The 15,529-nt window shown below is 70.9% G+C and carries 10 protein-coding genes and 1 pseudogene; 6 read left to right on the forward strand and 5 right to left on the reverse strand.

Annotation, left to right across the window (positions count from 1 at the left end; genetic code table 11):
* The first annotated feature begins 122 nt into the window (after positions 1–122).
* The 3 genes and pseudogenes from OG735_RS15135 to OG735_RS15145 all read left to right on the forward strand — a co-directional run.
* The gene (locus OG735_RS15135) at positions 123–1,187 is read left to right on the forward strand and encodes a LacI family DNA-binding transcriptional regulator (protein ID WP_327323700.1); all 1,065 of its coding nucleotides are present in this window, start codon (positions 123–125) and stop codon (positions 1,185–1,187) included.
* 324 nt (positions 1,188–1,511) lie between these two features.
* Positions 1,512–2,447 carry a bifunctional helix-turn-helix transcriptional regulator/GNAT family N-acetyltransferase gene (locus tag OG735_RS15140; RefSeq protein WP_327323701.1) on the forward strand — a complete coding sequence of 312 codons (936 nt, stop codon included), beginning with the start codon at positions 1,512–1,514 and terminating at the stop codon, positions 2,445–2,447.
* Positions 2,444–3,214 (forward strand): annotated as a pseudogene (locus OG735_RS15145) (sugar phosphate isomerase/epimerase family protein); the annotation flags it as partial. The gene OG735_RS15140 and the pseudogene OG735_RS15145, both read left to right, overlap by 4 nt.
* Here the strand turns inward: OG735_RS15145 and OG735_RS15150 are convergent.
* The gene (locus OG735_RS15150; RefSeq protein ID WP_327323702.1) at positions 3,108–4,064 is read right to left on the reverse strand and encodes an EamA family transporter; all 957 of its coding nucleotides are present in this window, start codon (positions 4,062–4,064) and stop codon (positions 3,108–3,110) included. The pseudogene OG735_RS15145 and the gene OG735_RS15150 overlap by 107 nt on opposite strands.
* Before the next feature lie 112 nt (positions 4,065–4,176).
* On the opposite strand from OG735_RS15150, the gene OG735_RS15155 reads away from it, so the two are divergent.
* The 3 genes from OG735_RS15155 (at position 4,177) to OG735_RS15165 (ending at position 8,406) form a co-directional block, all read left to right on the forward strand.
* Entirely contained in the window at positions 4,177–5,091 is a 915-nt protein-coding gene (locus tag OG735_RS15155) for a LysR family transcriptional regulator (RefSeq protein WP_327323703.1), read from the forward strand.
* A gap of 681 nt (positions 5,092–5,772) precedes the next feature.
* On the forward strand, positions 5,773–7,593 hold the full coding sequence (locus OG735_RS15160) for a glycoside hydrolase family 3 protein (RefSeq protein ID WP_327323704.1): 1,821 nt from the start codon (positions 5,773–5,775) through the stop codon (positions 7,591–7,593).
* A 174-nt stretch (positions 7,594–7,767) separates the two neighbouring features.
* Positions 7,768–8,406: a hypothetical protein gene (locus OG735_RS15165; protein ID WP_442812606.1), complete on the forward strand. Its 639-nt coding sequence runs from the start codon at positions 7,768–7,770 to the stop codon at positions 8,404–8,406.
* Positions 8,407–8,447: 41 nt separating this feature from the next.
* Here OG735_RS15165 and OG735_RS15170 read toward each other — a convergent pair whose 3' ends face one another.
* From OG735_RS15170 to OG735_RS15185, 4 genes are all read right to left on the reverse strand, one after another.
* Entirely contained in the window at positions 8,448–9,881 is a 1,434-nt protein-coding gene (locus OG735_RS15170; protein WP_327323706.1) for a S28 family serine protease, read from the reverse strand.
* A 178-nt stretch (positions 9,882–10,059) separates the two neighbouring features.
* Positions 10,060–10,404, reverse strand: a complete 345-nt coding sequence (locus OG735_RS15175) for a hypothetical protein (RefSeq protein WP_327323707.1) — start codon at positions 10,402–10,404, stop codon at positions 10,060–10,062.
* A 141-nt stretch (positions 10,405–10,545) separates the two neighbouring features.
* On the reverse strand, positions 10,546–14,259 hold the full coding sequence (locus OG735_RS15180; protein ID WP_327323708.1) for an ABC transporter ATP-binding protein: 3,714 nt from the start codon (positions 14,257–14,259) through the stop codon (positions 10,546–10,548).
* 195 nt (positions 14,260–14,454) lie between these two features.
* Complete coding sequence (locus OG735_RS15185) at positions 14,455–15,390, reverse strand: serine hydrolase (RefSeq protein WP_327323709.1); 936 nt, start codon at positions 15,388–15,390, stop codon at positions 14,455–14,457.
* Between the last annotated feature and the right edge of the window lie 139 nt (positions 15,391–15,529).

Here is a 15,529-nt window from a genome sequence, read left to right on the forward strand (position 1 = left end):
CCCCTCGATGGTTCCGAGTTCCCTCGATATGACCGTAGCAAGCGCTTTCTACACGGTATGAAGCTAGCCTGCCGACAGCAGCCCGGACAAGGGCTCGGTTCCATCTCCCGCGGAGGAAAGCGATGACAGTCACCCTGGCGGATGTGGCGGCGCGCGCCCGGGTGTCCCCGGCCACCGTCTCCCGTGTGCTCAACGGCAACTACCCGGTCGCCGCGTCGACGCGGGAACGGGTGCTGCGCGCGGTCGACGAGCTCGACTACGTACTGAACGGCCCGGCGAGTTCGCTCGCCGCGGCCACCTCCGACCTGGTCGGCATCCTCGTCAACGACATTGCCGACCCGTTCTTCGGGATCATGGCCGGGGCCGCCCAGACCGAGATCAGCGGGCAGGAGGGGTCCGGACGGGCGGGCGGCGAGAAGCTGGCCGTCGTCTGCAACACCGGGGGCTCACCGGAGCGCGAGCTGACCTATCTCACCCTGCTCCAGCGGCAGCGGGCCGCGGCCGTCGTGCTGACTGGCGGCGCACTGGAGGACCCGGACCACATCGCGGCGATGACCTCGAAACTGGCGAAGCTCGCGGACGCGGGCACCCGTGTGGTGCTCTGCGGCCGGCCGCCGCTCCCGGGCAGCGACGCCATCGTCGCCGCCCTCGCCTTCGACAACCGGGGCGGCGGACGGCGACTCACCGAGCATCTGCTCGCGCTCGGCCACCGAACGATCGGATACGTCGCGGGGCCCGCGGAGCGCACCACGACGCGCCACCGCCTGGAGGGCCACCGGGCCGCGCTGGCCGCCGCGGGGCTCGACGAGAACCAGGACCGGCTCACCGTGCACGGTCCGTACGCCCGCCGCTCCGGCTATGACGCCACGCTCGAACTGCTGCGCCGCGAACCGGAGTTGACGGCGATCGTGGCCGCGAACGACACGGTCGCACTGGGCGCCTGCGCGGCCCTGCGAGACCAGGGCCTGCGCATCCCGGAGGACATCTCGGTGGCCGGCTTCGACGACCTCCCGTTCTCGGTGGACGCGGTGCCGGCGCTGACGACCGTACGACTGCCGCTGTACGAGGCGGGGGCGCGGGCGGGCCGGCTGGCGATGGGCAAGGAGGCGCCGCCGCCGGGGGGCATCGCGACGATCGGCGCGGAGCTGATGGCACGGGCGTCGACGGCGCCTCCCGGGAAGAGGTGAGCCTGTTGGCGCGCGCACTCTGAAGGGCACTCGGGCGTACGCGCCAGGGGTGGCGGATGGCGCGGAGCCGTCGCCGCCGTCGGCCGCTGACCACCAGCAAGTGGAAACGTGCTCCTTCGATTTCCCGTCGTACGGTCCGTGGACAGCAGCGTGGCATTCCGACGGCGGTGGTCCGGTCGCTGCCCGCGACCGGGAGCGACCACCCGCTCGTCGCCGCTCACATCAGGCTCTGACAGGGAGCACCGTCCCGCCGGCACAGGGCTTGCCGGTGCCCGGGTTGCGCCATACCGTTGACTCAGTCAAGGGACAAGCTCGGAGCAGCTCATGCCGATCCATGAAATCCGCGCCTTCAACCGCTTCTACACCAACCTCATCGGCGCGCTCGACTACAGCAAGCACCTCTACACCCCGTACACGCTGACCGAATCGCGCGTGCTGTACGAACTCGCCCACAGCCCCCGTACCGACGCCGCCGACCTGCGCGCCGAGCTCTCGCTCGACGCCGGGTACTTGAGCAGGCTGCTCGCCAAGTTCGAGCGGGACGGGCTGGTCGGGCGGGCGCCCTCCGATCTCGACCCGCGGCGGCAGCGGATAACCCTCACCGCCCGTGGGCGCGAGGCCGCGGCCCTCCTCGACGAGCGCTCGCGGGAGGCCGTCGGGGCGATGCTCGCCAAGGTGCCGTCGGAGGAGCGGCCGCGGCTGGCCACGGCGATGCGGACCGTACGCGAGATCCTCGGCCGCGGCCGGCCCGCGCACCGCGAGGGCCCGGTGCTGCGCGATCCGGGTCCCGGCGACCTCGGCTGGATCGTGCAGCGGCACGGTGCGCTGTACGCCGCCGAGTACGGCTGGAACGCCGACTTCGAGGGCCTCGTCGCCCGGATCGTCGCGGACTTCGCGCAGGACCACGACCCTCATCTGGAGCGGGTGTGGATCGCCGAGCTGGACGGGCGTCCGGTGGGCTCGGTCATGTGCGTACGGGACGACGCCCCGGCGACCGCACGCCTGCGGCTGCTGCTCGTCGAACCGGACGCGCGCGGGCACGGGCTCGGCGACCTGCTGGTGCGCACCGTCGTGGATTTCGCGCGCGAGGTGGGGTATCGAGAACTGGTGCTGTGGACCAATGAGGTACTGGCCGGGGCCCGCCGGATCTATCAGCGGGCCGGGTTCACCCTCGTCGCCGAGAAGCCGCACCGCTCGTACGGAGCCGACCTGGTCGGCCAGGACTGGCGGCTGCCCCTGCTGGAAGGAACGGTCAAGTGAAGTTCGCCTTCTCCACCCTCGGTGTGCCGGGCATGCCGGTCGCCGATGTGGTCGCGCTCGCTGTGGAGGCCGGCTACCAGGGAGTCGAGCTGCGCGCCCACCCCGAGGAGCCGGTGCATCCGGGGATCGGCGCGCAGGAACGGGCCTCCGTGGTGGCGGAGTTCGAGCGCGCGGGCGTGGAGATTCTCACCGTGTGCGGATACACTGGCGTCGCGGCCGCCGGTGACGACGCTCCGGTGTACGAGGAGCTCGACGAACTGATGTGGCTGGCCCACGACTTGGGCGCGCCGTATGTACGTGTCTTTCCCGGCGGCGGCGACCAGGACCCGGCCGTCGCCGAGGCCACCGCGGCCCGCCGGCTCGGGGCCGCCGCCGAGACCGCGGCCGGGCTCGGCGTGCGGATCCTGCTGGAGACGCACGACTCGCACCGCACCGGCGCCGATGTTTCGCGCATCCTTGGCCCGGTCGGCCACAAGAGCGCGGGCGCGATCTGGGATGTGGTGCACCCCTGGCTCGACGGCGAGACCCCGGCGGCGGCGCATGCCGCGCTCGCTCCCTTCCTCGGCTATGTCCAGGTCAAGGACGTCGCATCGGCCGACGACCTCGCGCCCCTGCCGCTGGGAGCGGGCGTACTGCCGCTCGCCGAGTGCCTGGCGACGCTCACCGAGGAGACGTGGCTGTGCTGGGAGTACGAGAAACGCTGGCATCCGGAGGCAGCTGACCTGCCGAGGCTGCTGGTGCCGGGACGGGAGCACCTGGAGCGCCTGCTCTCGACAGTGAGGTGAGCGCCACCCCGCCCACCAGCAGGACCGCCGCGCCCCAGCGCAGCGGGCTCACCGACTCGTCCAGCAGCAGCGCCGCGGAGGACATGCCGAAGACCGGCACCAGCAGCGAGAACGGCGCGACGGACGAGGCGGGGTAGCGGCGCAACAGGAAGCCCCAGGCGCCGAAGCCGAAGACCGTGGCGCCCCAGGCGACGTAGACGATGGTCCCCGCCCCGCTCCAGTCCAGGGAACGCAGCGCGTCCAGATCGGCCGCCGGGCCTTCGAAGAGCAGGGAGAGCGCGAGGAGCGGCAGCACGGGCACGGTGGACACCCAGATCATGAAGTTCAGCGCGTCCGGCGGGGACGCCTTGCGGGTCAGCACATTGGACACACCCCAGCAGGCGGCGGCCGCGATGACGAGCAGGAAGGCGAGGACGGGGCCCGAAGCGCCTTCGTCGACGGCCGCGACGGCGATACCGGCCAGGGCGACGCTCATGCCCAGCACCCTCACCCTGCCGGGGCGTTCGCCGAGGGCGACGGCGGCGAATACCGCCGTGAAGACGGCCTGGATCTGCACGACGAGCGAGGACAGACCGGCCGGCATACCGCGGTCCATTCCGATGAAGAGCAGCCCGAACTTGGCGACGCCCAGGGCCAGTCCGACGCCGATCACCCATTTCCAGGCGACCTTCGGGCGGCCCACGAAGAAAACGGCGGGCAGCGCGGCCACCAGGAAGCGCAGGGCGGAGAAGAGCAGGGGCGGGAAGTGGCCGAGTCCGAGCTCGATGACGACGAAGTTCACTCCCCAGACGGCGGTGACGAGGACGGCGAGTGCCACATGTACGGGACGCATGGATCGAGGATCACCGGACTCAACCATGTAGCACCAGCGCGGGTTTCTTCATGGTGGAATTGAGCGTTGCTTACGAATGCCTGCTGAGGCTCTGACGAAAGGGAGGGCGGTCATGCTCGATCTGGGACGACTGCGCGCGTTGCACGCCGTCTCCGTCCATGGTTCCGTAGCCGCCGCGGCGATCGCCCTCGGGTACACCCCGTCCGCCGTGTCGCAGCAGATCACCAAGCTGGAGCGGGAGACCCGCACGACGCTGCTGGAACGGCAGGGGCGGGGCGTGGCGCTCACCGACGAGGCGCGTCATCTGGCCGCCACCGCACAGGAGTTGCTCGCGATCGTCGAGCGCGCGGAGACCACGCTGGAGGAGCGCAGGGGGCGGCCGACGGGGCGGCTCACCATCGGCGCCTTCGCCTCCGCCGCACGCGGTCTGCTGCCGGGAGTGCTCGCCGAGCTGGGCCGCGAGCACCCCGGGCTCGACGCCCGGATGACCGAGGTCGACCCTCATCTGTCCATCGATCTGGTGGCCCGGGGCATGATCGACGTCGCTGTCGCGCACGACTGGGACATCGCACCGCTGCCCGCACCGGAGGGGGTGGAGCAGGCGGTGATCGGCGATGACCTGTGCGATCTGCTGGTGCCGGGGGAGCATGCGCTGGCGGGGCGCGCTTCCGTACGCCGCGAGGAGCTGGCGGGCGAGCGCTGGATCTGCCAGCCGCCGGGTACGGTCTGCCACGACTGGCTGGTCCGTACGCTGCGGGCGGCGGGCTGCGAGCCGGATCTGGCCCACCGGGCCGAGGAGTACCACACCCAGATCGCGCTGGTCGCTGAGGGTCTGGGCATCGCGATGATCCCGCGCCTCGGCCGCGGAGCGCTGCCGGCGGGGGTGCGGGCGGTCAGCCTGGATCCGGTGCCGAAGCGCCGCCTGTACGCCCTGTGGCGCACGGGCGCGGCGCGGCGCCCGGCGATCACGGCGACGGTGGAGGCGCTCCAGCGCCACTGGATGGACACGGCGCGGGCGGGCGCGTGACGGGGGCCTGTTTGTTCCCCTACCCGCCCCTTCCCGAAACTGGGGCAGGCCCCAGACCCCGGAGCGGCAGCTTCGCGCCGCAGATGACAGGCTCGGTGCTCACCCCCGGCTTCGCGCCGCAAACCCGGGGCACCGAACGCCGACGGGCGCGCCAGGGGCCCCGCCCCCGTCCCTGGCAGGGGCAACCCACCGCGCACCCCGCCAGGGACCCGCACCCCGGGGCAACCCACCGCGCACCCCACAAGGGACCCGCACCCCGGGGCAACCCACCGCGCGCCCCGCCAGGGACCCGCACCCCACCGGCCCGCGCGCAGCGCGAAACGCCCCCGTGGTACCTCCCGCACCATTTCCGCTGAATCGCCGATTTACAGGAACCCGCACCCGCGCCCCTCCGTCTAACGGGCCGTACTGCTGGTGAGTCTCCGCAGAGCGGTGTCGGCCCTCGCTGCTGGCTGCGATCGCCGACCACCCCTCTCCAGCCGCCTGCGGCCGGCAGCACACCGCCACCGGTGCGCCCCCCTCCGACAGCGCCGGTGGCGGACCCCCGTCCCGGTGACCTTTCGCGCGCCGCGCGTCCTTTCTGTTGCCACACCCTTAACCTGGCAGTAACTTTCCGGCTGTCCGTGAATCCTTGGAAGTTTCCTTCAACTCCCTTGTCGAGCAAGGCCGGAAGGAGCACCCATGCACGACCGGAGCCTCTCCAGACGCACCCTCCTCACCGCGACCGCCGCGAGCGCCACGACCGCCCTCGCGGCGGGTGCCGTCGTCACCGCCTCCCCCGCCGTCGCCCGTCCCTCCCACCACCTCAAGCGGCTCATCGCCCGGATGAGCCTCGAGGAGAAGGTCGGCCAGCTCTTCGTGATGCGGGTGTACGGGCACTCCGCCACCGCCCCCGATCAGGCCGACATCGAGCTGAACATCAAGGAGATGGGCGTCCGCACCGCCGCCGAGCTGGTCGCCAAGTACCACGTCGGCGGCATCATCTACTTCGCCTGGGCGCACAACACCCGCGACCCGCACCAGATCGCCGACCTGTCCAACGGCATCCAGCGGGCCGGGCTCGCGCAGCCCACGCCCGTACCGCTGCTGATCTCCACCGACCAGGAGCACGGCATTGTGGCCCGTGTCGGCAGGCCCGCCACCCTGATGCCGGGTGCGATGGCGCTGGGCGCGGGCGGACCACGGTCCGGCGCCCGTACCGCCGCGCGGATCGCCGGGGCCGAGCTGGCCGCGGTGGGCATCGTCCAGAACTACGCTCCGGTCGCCGACGTCAATATCAACCCCGCCAATCCGGTTATCGGCGTACGGTCCTTCGGCGCCGACCCCCGGGCCGTCGCCGGTCTGGTCGCCGCCCAGGTCCGCGGCTACCAGAGCGCGGGCATCGCCGCGACCTCCAAGCACTTCCCGGGACACGGCGACACCACCGTCGACAGTCATACGGGCATCCCTGTCATCACGCACACCCGCGCGCAGTGGGAGGAGACCGACGCTCCGCCGTTCCGGGCGGCGATCGCCGCCGGCATCGACTCGATCATGACGGCGCACATCCAGTTCCCGGCGCTGGACCCGAGCAACGACCCGGCCACGCTCTCCCGCCCCATCCTCACCGGCATCCTGCGCGAAGAGCTCGGCTACGACGGCGTGGTCGTCACCGACGCGCTCAATATGCAGGGCGTGCGGGACAAGTACGGCGACCACCGGGTGCCGGTGCTCGCGCTCGCGGCCGGCGTGGACCAGCTGCTCAACCCGCCTGATCTGGCCGTCGCCCGGAACGGTGTCCTCAGCGCCGTCAAGAGCGGCGAGATCAGCGTGGCCCGCATCGAGGAGTCAATCCTCCGCATCCTCCTGCTCAAGGACAGACTGGGGCTGTTCCGCCATCCGTTCGTCTCCCACCGGGGCGTGGACCGCACCGTCGGCACCCGCGCGCACCTCGCCGCCGCCGACCGGATCGCCGAGCGGACGACCACGCTCCTCGTCAACGAGGACCGGCTGCTGCCACTGAGCCGGCGCGAGCACGGCAACCTCCTGGTCGTCGGCGCCGACCCCGCCTCGCCCACCGGCACGACCGGACCACCGACCACCGTCCTGGCGACGGCCTTCACCGAACTGGGCTTCACCGCCACCGCACTGTCCACCGGTATCACCCCGACCACCGCGAAGATCGACGAGGCAGTGGCGGCGGCCGGCGGCAAGGACGCCGTGATCGTCGGTACGTACAACGTCTCGGCGACCAGCAGCCAGCGCACCCTGGTGTCCAGGCTCGTTGCGACCGGCGTCCCGGTCGTCGTCCTCGCCATCCGTAATCCGTACGACATCGCCCAGCTCGGCGGCGCCCGGGCCGCGCTCGCCGCGTACTCCTGGACCGATGTCGAACTACGGGCCGCGGCACGGGTGATCTCGGGTCGCGCCGATCCCGAGGGGCGGCTCCCCGTACCCGTACAGCGGGCGGACGATCCGTCCCGCGTGCTCTACCCCATCGGCCACGGACTGTCGTACGACTGACATTCGGCCGACGTACAGCTGACGTACACGGACCGGCCGCGCACCCCCCTCACGCTCCCCCCAATTGTCCCGAAGCACCCCGTGCGTCTGGCGTGCGCCCGCCTCGGCGGGTCACGCTGGGCGGGGACCGGCCCGGAGCACGGAGGGCCGGTGGGGGTGGGGGTACAGATGCGTATGAAGCGGCGGTCCGCAGGGGCGGTGAGCACCCTGGCACCGGTAGTGGTACTGGTACTGGCGGTGGCGCTCACTGCCGCCTGCCGGCAGGCGACGGAAGGCACGGGTCCGGTCGCCGGCACCGGTATCGGCAGCCTCACCGCCACACCGTACGGATACGGTCTGGTCTTCCTGGGCCCCGGCGACTGCGGCTCGCGCGGCCGCGACTTCCGTGAAGTGCCGTGCACCAGCGAGAAGGCGGTGGCCCGGGTGATCGCCCGGTACGGCGGGAGGCCTTCGGCCGGCCCCACGTGCCCGGCCGCCACCGACTTCGTGCTGCATATCTCCGAGAGCCGCCCGGCGACCGACGAGGACGGCGATGGGGAGGTGGGACGGGGCTACGCCTGTATGCGCAATCTGGAGCCGCCGCATCCCGGTGACCCGGGCGGGGGCGGCGGTCCGCACACCGTTGTCGGCGACTGCGTCCACAACGCGAGCAAGGGCCAGGTGAAGGAGACCGCCTGCGACGGATCCGGCCCGCGGGCACCGGAGTTCAAGGTGGCGTCCGCGGTGACCGACAGGTCGCAGTGCCCGCCGTCCACCGCGCTCTATGTGCAGCTGGGCGGAGAAAAGCCGGTGGGCTGCGCCCGCCGCGTGTGAGGATCACGCGCGGCGCGCACAGCCCGCTGTCGCATACGCGGTTACGGCCTCAGTGCCGGCTCCCGCTGGATGTCCCGCTTGTCGAGCTTCGCGTCGTACTTCGTCAGTGGCTTCGCCTTCGCCGCGTCCTCCTGGACCGCGGCCGGAGCGACGCCCGCCCACTTCAGGATCGCTGCGGTGGCGGCCGCCTTCTGGTCCGGCACGAGGCCTGCGACGTTGGCGCCGTGGTTGGCGCCGGGCGCGGTGTACACATAACTGTCGCGGGCGCCCTTGCCGAGCCGGAAGCGCTCGCCGCCCCACGGGTCGTTCTCGCCGTAGATGAACATCATGTGGCGGGCGTTGTGCCGGACCCAGGTGTCGACATCGTTCATCACCCACGGCTTGAAGCGCATCGGGATGTCACGCGGCACAAAGTTCCGCGGCGGCTGGTACCCGTACCGGCTCAGCCCCTTGAGGTGCGGCTGCTTGATGTCGGGCGAGCCCAGCTCGGTGCCTGCCTGGTAGTAGTACGGCGTGTACGTCTCCAGGCCCTGGTCCGTGTAGAAGGAGAAGCCGGAGATCGCGTCGACGGAGTCGTAGATCTCCTGGTCGGTGGCGGTGGCAGCGACCGGGATCGACTCGCAGTCGGCGAGCAGGCTGTACTGCCAGAAGCCCCAGACGTAGTCGAGGACGACGGCCTCGTACGCCCTGTCGAGGCTGCCGATGGTCTTGAACGTGTAGCCCTCGGTGGCCGCGGCCTGCTGGTACTTGGCCTCAAGCGGCGCACGGCGCACGAGCGCCTCGCGCTGCACCGCGTTCAGCTTGTCGCGGCACTCCTTGGTGCCGACCTGCTCGAAGAACCGGTCGTAGGCCGAGTCCTCCTTGTTTCGCACGTCGTTGGGCGCGACATAGGCGACGACGCCGTCCATGTCGGCAGGGTAGAAGCGCTCGAAGTAGGTGGCGGTCATACCGCCCTTGGAGCCGCCGGTGGTGAGCCAGTTCTTGGCGTAGATCTTCTTCAGCGCCTTGAAGACGCGGTGCTGGTCGCTGGCGGCCTGCCAGATGTCCAGCTTGGACCAGTTGGCCGGGTCGGGCCTGGACGGGGTGAAGAACCGGTACTCCAGGGAGACCTGGTTGCCGTCGATGATCGCCGTCGGCTCGCTGCGGCGCGGCGTGGTGCTCACGTTGTAGCCGGAGGTGAAGAAGACGGTGGGACGGTTGGTGTCCTTGTGCAGCAGGGTGAGCCGCTGCTTGAAGGTGCCCTTGTCCGGGTGCCGGTGGTCGACCGGCTGTGTGTAGTTGAGGACGAAGTACCGGTAACCCGGGTACGGCTTCTCCTCGATGAGACTCATGCCCGGTATCGCCAGGATCCGGTCCTTGATGTCCGTGCCGGCCGCCGGCTCTGCGGCGGTAGCCGCCCCGGCCGTCGCACCGGCCGCACTCATGGTGCCTATGAGCACCACGAGCGACAGCAGCCATCTGAGCGCCTTGCGCATTCACCCTCCCCTTGATTCACCTGTGGTCGCGGTGAACCTAGCGGGGGCAATGCCCGGCCCGCCAGCCCCAGTTGGGTGCGCGGTCGGTCAGCGGGTGATGTGAGGGTCCGTCAGCGCTTGGCGCGAAGGTCCGTCAGCCCTTGGCGCGGGAGACCCTGGGCACTTGACGCGAGGGCCGTCAGCAGAGGATCCAGCTGGTCGAGCCGGAGCTGCCGGCGACGGCGCCGGTGGCCCGTACACAGCGGTTGAGTGCGTGGACGGTGACGGGCCCCGCCTGGCGCTTGAAGACGCCCTTGTCCACGGCGGCGCGGCCGCCGCGCGCCTGGAGGGAGACCGACATGGCCCGCCTCGTGCCGGGCCTGGCGCTGACGGTGATGGCGCAGGCGTAGTGCCGGTTCTTGTAGATGCGCAGCTCGCCGGTGGCGAACTTGACGGTCTTCTGCGGCCGTCCGGCACACGCGGAGACGGCGGCGTCGGCGCGCTGCGCGCCTGGGCCGGCCAGGGTGAGAGCCACAGCCGTCATGAGCACAGCGAGGCACTGCGCGAGCAGCCGCCCGAGCCTACTGTTCCCCGCCCCAGTCACCACTTTGTTCTCCCTCGCCACGGTCCCGTACATGCGTACGACGCACATGGGCTCGGAATGGTTGCGACGCCCGGGAGTCCGCTACACCGCCGCGGGCTCGTCCTCCCCTATGAAGGTCCGCCACAGCGTGGCGTAGGTGCCGCCCAGCGCCAGGAGTTCGTCATGCGTGCCGTCCTCGACCGCCCGGCCGCCGTCCATCACTATCACCCGGTCCGCGCGGGCGGCGGTGGTCAGCCGGTGGGCGACGACCAGGGTGGTGCGGCGTCCGGTGAGACGGTCCGTGGCCTGGTTGACCTGAGCCTCGGTGGCCAGATCCAGGGCCGCGGTCGCCTCGTCGAGCAGCAGGATGTCCGGGTCGACGAGCTCGGCGCGGGCCAGGGCGATCAGCTGGCGCTGGCCCGCCGAGAGGTTGCGGCCACGCTCGGAGACCTCGTGCAGGTAGCCGCCGTCGAGGGTGGCGATCATGTCGTGGGCGCCGACGGCCCGGGCCGCGGCCTCCACCTCGGCATCGCTCGCGCCGGGGCGGCCGTACGCGATGGCGTCCCGGACCGTGCCCGCGAAGAGGTATGCCTCCTGCGGGACGACGCCGAGCCGGTGCCGGTACGCGGTGAGGTCCAGGTCGCGCAGGTCCGTGCCGTCCGCCGTGACCTTGCCGCTCGTCGGGTCGTAGAACCGCGCTACCAGCTTGACCAGCGTCGACTTGCCCGCGCCGGTCTCGCCGACGAAGGCGACGGTCTGACCGGCCGGGATACGCAGGTCGATGGAGTTCAGGGCAGCTTCGGGTTCGTCGGCGGACCCGTACGCGAAGTCGACGTTCTCGAAGGCGATCTCGCCGCGCAGCGACCGCACCTCGACGGGGGCCTTCGCCGCAGCGGTCGAGGTCGGCTCCTGGAGCAGTTCCTGGATGCGGCCGAGCGAGACCGTGGCCTGCTGGTAGCCGTCGAAGACCTGGGACAGCTGCTGCACCGGCGCAAAGAACAGATCGATGTAGAGGAGGTACGCCACCAGCGCGCCGGTGGTGAGGGTGCCCGCCTCGACCCGGCCCGCGCCCACGATCAGCACGGCGGCCGCGGCCACCGACGACAGCAGCTGCACAAAGGGGAAGTAGACGGAGATCAGCCACTGGCCGCGCACCCGGGCCTGGCGGTAACTGTCGCTGCGGGCGGCGAACCGGGCCCCGCCGTCGCGCTCGCGCCGGAACGCCTGGACGATCCGCAGCCCGGACACGGACTCCTGCAGATCGCCGTTGACGACACTGATGCGCTCGCGGGCCAGCTCGTACGCCTGCACGCTCTTGCGGCGGAAGAAGAACGTGCCGACGATCAGGAACGGCAGAGTCGCGAAGACCACCAGCGCCAGCTGCAGGTCGATGAAGAGAAGCGCGGCCATGATGCCGAAGAAGGTGACGACCGAGACGAACGCGGTCACCAGGCCGGTCTGCAGAAACGTGGACAGGGCGTCCACGTCCGTCGTCATCCGGGTCATGATCCGGCCGGTCAACTCGCGCTCGTAGTAGTCGAGTCCGAGCCGCTGGAGCTGCGCGAAGATCTTCAGGCGCAGGGAGTAGAGGACGCGCTCGCCGGTGCGGCCCGTCATCCGGGTCTCGCCGATCTGCGCGGCCCACTGCACGACGACCGTCACCAGCGCGAGCGCGGAGGCCGCCCACACCGCACCGAGCGCCATCTGTTCGACACCCTTGTCGATGCCGTGCCGGATGAGGATGGGAAGCGCCAGGCTCATGCCCGCGTCGACCGCGACCAGCGCCAGGCTGACCAGCAGCGGCAGGCCGAAGCCGCTCAGCAGCCGGCGCAGCCCGTACGCCTGCTCGGGGCGGACGGCGTGTGCCTCGTCGATGTCGGGGGTGTCGGTGGCCGGCGGCAGCGCCTCGACCTGGGCGAGGAGTTCGGGCGTGGCGCCGGGGGCCGCGGATTCCTCGGCGTTCTCCTCCCGTACCCAGAGCCGGGGCGTGAGGCCGCGCTCGACGTCGAACTCGGCGTCGAGCTCGTCCCGTACGGTGTGGTCCTCCACCGGTTCCGCGGCCGGCAGCGGCCGGTGTCCCGGCGATACGCCGCCGAGCTCGTCCGGGTCGGTCAGCAGCCGCCGGTACAGGGCCGAGCGCCGCGTCAGCTCCTCGTGCGTGCCGATGTCGGCGAGCCGGCCGCCGTCCAGCACGGCGATACGGTCCGCGAGTCCGAGGGTCGAGCGGCGGTGGGCGATCAGCAAGGTCGTACGGCCCGCCATGACCTGCTTGAGCGCCTCGTGGATCTCGTGCTCGACGCGGGCGTCGACGGCGGAGGTGGCGTCGTCGAGGAGGAGCAGCCGCGGGTCGGTGAGGATCGCACGGGCGAGCGCGATGCGCTGGCGCTGGCCGCCGGAGAGGGTGAGCCCGTGCTCGCCGACCTTGGTGTCGTAGCCGGCCGGTAGCTCGGCGATGAAACGGTCGGCCTGTGCGGCGCGCGCCGCGGTCTCGATCTCCTCGTCGGTAGCGCCGGGCTTTCCGTACGCGATGTTCGTGCGCACGGTCTCGGAGAAGAGGAAGCTGTCCTCCGGTACGAGTCCGATGGCGGCCCGCAGCGAGTCGAGGGTCAGTTCGCGCACATCGTGGCCGCCGACGAGGACCGCGCCGTGCGTCACGTCGTAGAAGCGGGGCAGCAGCAGCGAGACGGTGGACTTGCCGCTGCCGGAGGAGCCGACGACGGCGACGGTCTCGCCCGGCTGGATCTCCAGCGAGAAGCCGTCGAGGACCGGACGCTCCTTGTCGTAGCCGAAGGTGACGTCGTCGAACTCGACGGTCGCGGGCGCGTCCGCCGGAAGCTCCTTCGTACCGTCCTGCATCGTCGGCTCGGTGTCGATCAGCTCCAGTACGCGCTCCACACCGGCCCGCGCCTGCTGTCCGACGGTCAGCACCACGGCGAGCATCCGGACCGGGCCGACGAGCTGTGCGAGATAGGCGGAGAAGGCGACGAAGGTACCGAGGGTGATCTGGCCACGGGTGGCCAGCCAGCCGCCGAGCGCCAGCATCGCGACCTGCCCGAGCGCGGGGACCGCCTGGAGAGCCGGGGTGTACTTCGCGTTCAGCCGGATGGTGCGCAGCCGGCCCGCGAAGAGCTTGCGGCCGACCTCGCGCAGTTTGCCGGTCTCCTGGTCCTCCTGGCCGAAGCCCTTGACCACGCGTACGCCGGAGACGGCGCCGTCGACGACGCCCGCGACGGCGGCCGCCTGACTCTGCGCGTACCAGGTGGCGGGGTGCAGCCGGCTGCGGCTGCGCTTGGCTATGAACCAGAGGGCGGGGGCGACGGCGATCGCGATCAGGGTGAGCGGCAGCGACAGCCACGCCATGATCACCAGCGAGATGAGGAAGAGCAGGATGTTCCCGATGGTCATCGGAAGCATGAAGAGCAGGCCCTGGATGAGCTGAAGGTCGCTGGTGGCACGGCCGACGACCTGTCCGGTGGACAGTTCGTCCTGGCGCCGGCCGTCGAGGCGGGTGATCGTCCCGTACATCTCGGTCCGCAGATCGTGCTGGACGTCGAGGGCGAGGCGGCCGCCGTAGTAGCGGCGTATATAGGTGAGGGCGTAGACGACGAGCGCGGCGGCCATCAGCAGCCCGGTCCAGACGCCGATGAATTTCGAACGGTCGCCGATGACATCGTCGATGACGACCTTGGTGATCAGCGGGACGAGGGCCATGACGGCCATACCGGCCAGCGAGGACCCGAGCGCGAGCACCACATTGCGCCGGTACCGCCAGGCGTAACCGGACAGCCGCCGCGCCCACCCCTGCTCCGCCGCCACGTGGTGCCTCCCGTGAGATCCAGTTCTGGTCTACCGGAAGGCACCAACGCGGCGAGCAGCGGATTTCATCCCGCTGCAACAAAGTACGGTCTTTCGACCTAGGCCTCTCCTAGGTCCTGTCCAGGACTGTCCGAGCCTGCCTCGGCCTGTCCTGGGCCTGTCCCGGGCAGATCGTTGGCCGTTTCCGGCCAGGCACTAGGACGCGGGGCCCCTCTCGGGCACGGCCGGGAACGCCTCGCGCGGGACGGCGGGCGGCGTGACTGCCGTGCGCGCGTTCGCGGTCGGGTTGAGGTCCAGGTGGATCGCGCGGGCGACGGCCTGGATGGTGTTCACTCCGTCGTTCATGGTCGCGTTGTCCTGCGTCAGGACGGTGATCGTGTAGTCGTGGCCGTTGCCGGTGAAGGCGCCGATGCTGTGTACGCGCCAGCCATGGGTGGCCCGCGACAGCCAGCCGTTCTTGAGCTGGACGGTGACCGTGGACGGGGCTCCGGCAGGAGTGCCCCAGCGCTGCGAGGCGATCACATTGCGCATCAGCTTGAGCTCGTACGACCGCGAGGCATCGGTGAGCACGGTGTTCGGCACGGTCAGCGTGGCCAGCAGCTTCTGCTCGTCACGGGCGGTGATCTGGGTGAGCCCCCAGTAGCCGTCGGCGCCGGGAACGGTCTGCGTCATACCGGCCGCCGTGAGAAACCTCTTGATCTTCGTCAGGCCCAGCTGCTTCCACAAGGCGGTGGTGGCTGCGTTGTCCGACTTGGTGATCATGTCGTTGGCCAGCGTGAACTCACGTTGGGTGAATCCGCGCTTCTGTATCTGCACGTCCTGGAGCAGTGCCGCGAGCACGGTCGCCTTCACGACACTGGCCGAGTCGAACTTCTGGTCCGGCCGCAGTACGCAGCTGGTCTTGCTGACCCGGTCGTTGACGAGCACGGCGGTCGTCGACTTCCGGCCCTTGAGCGCCGCGGTGATGTCCTGACTGAGCTTGTCGGCGAGGCCGGCCTTCTTGGAGGTACAGGCGACCGTCGGCGTGGCGGCGGCCGCGGGCGTCGTGGCCGCGGCCAGCGGCACGAGCGTTCCCGCGGCCAGGACCGCCGCAGCGGCCCGCGCGCGGCGGGATATTCGGTGGTGAGTCATGGAGGCTTCCCGTCCCCTTGTGCTGTGGCGGGCGCGCGCTCTCCGGCGCACCCGCCACACATGACTCACGAGCGTCTGAAAAGTTGTACGACGTTGTACGTCTCACAGGCAGGCAGGAGGCGCAGCGAGCCACCGGGCG

The organism is Streptomyces sp. NBC_01210 (assembly GCF_036010325.1).
Classification (GTDB): Bacteria; Actinomycetota; Actinomycetes; order Streptomycetales; family Streptomycetaceae; genus Streptomyces.

Bases quoted from the DNA above. Each gene is read 5' to 3' on its own strand.
- OG735_RS15150 (WP_327323702.1), bottom strand. From the start codon at position 4,064: ATGCGTCCCGTACATGTGGCACTCGCCGTCCTCGTCACCGCCGTCTGG.
- OG735_RS15170 (WP_327323706.1), bottom strand. From the start codon at position 9,881: ATGCGCAAGGCGCTCAGATGGCTGCTGTCGCTCGTGGTGCTCATAGGC.
- OG735_RS15175 (WP_327323707.1), bottom strand. From the start codon at position 10,404: ATGACGGCTGTGGCTCTCACCCTGGCCGGCCCAGGCGCGCAGCGCGCC.
- OG735_RS15165 (WP_442812606.1), top strand. From the start codon at position 7,768: ATGAAGCGGCGGTCCGCAGGGGCGGTGAGCACCCTGGCACCGGTAGTG.
- OG735_RS15135 (WP_327323700.1), top strand. From the start codon at position 123: ATGACAGTCACCCTGGCGGATGTGGCGGCGCGCGCCCGGGTGTCCCCG.
- OG735_RS15140 (WP_327323701.1), top strand. From the start codon at position 1,512: ATGCCGATCCATGAAATCCGCGCCTTCAACCGCTTCTACACCAACCTC.
- OG735_RS15185 (WP_327323709.1), bottom strand. From the start codon at position 15,390: ATGACTCACCACCGAATATCCCGCCGCGCGCGGGCCGCTGCGGCGGTC.
- OG735_RS15155 (WP_327323703.1), top strand. From the start codon at position 4,177: ATGCTCGATCTGGGACGACTGCGCGCGTTGCACGCCGTCTCCGTCCAT.
- OG735_RS15160 (WP_327323704.1), top strand. From the start codon at position 5,773: ATGCACGACCGGAGCCTCTCCAGACGCACCCTCCTCACCGCGACCGCC.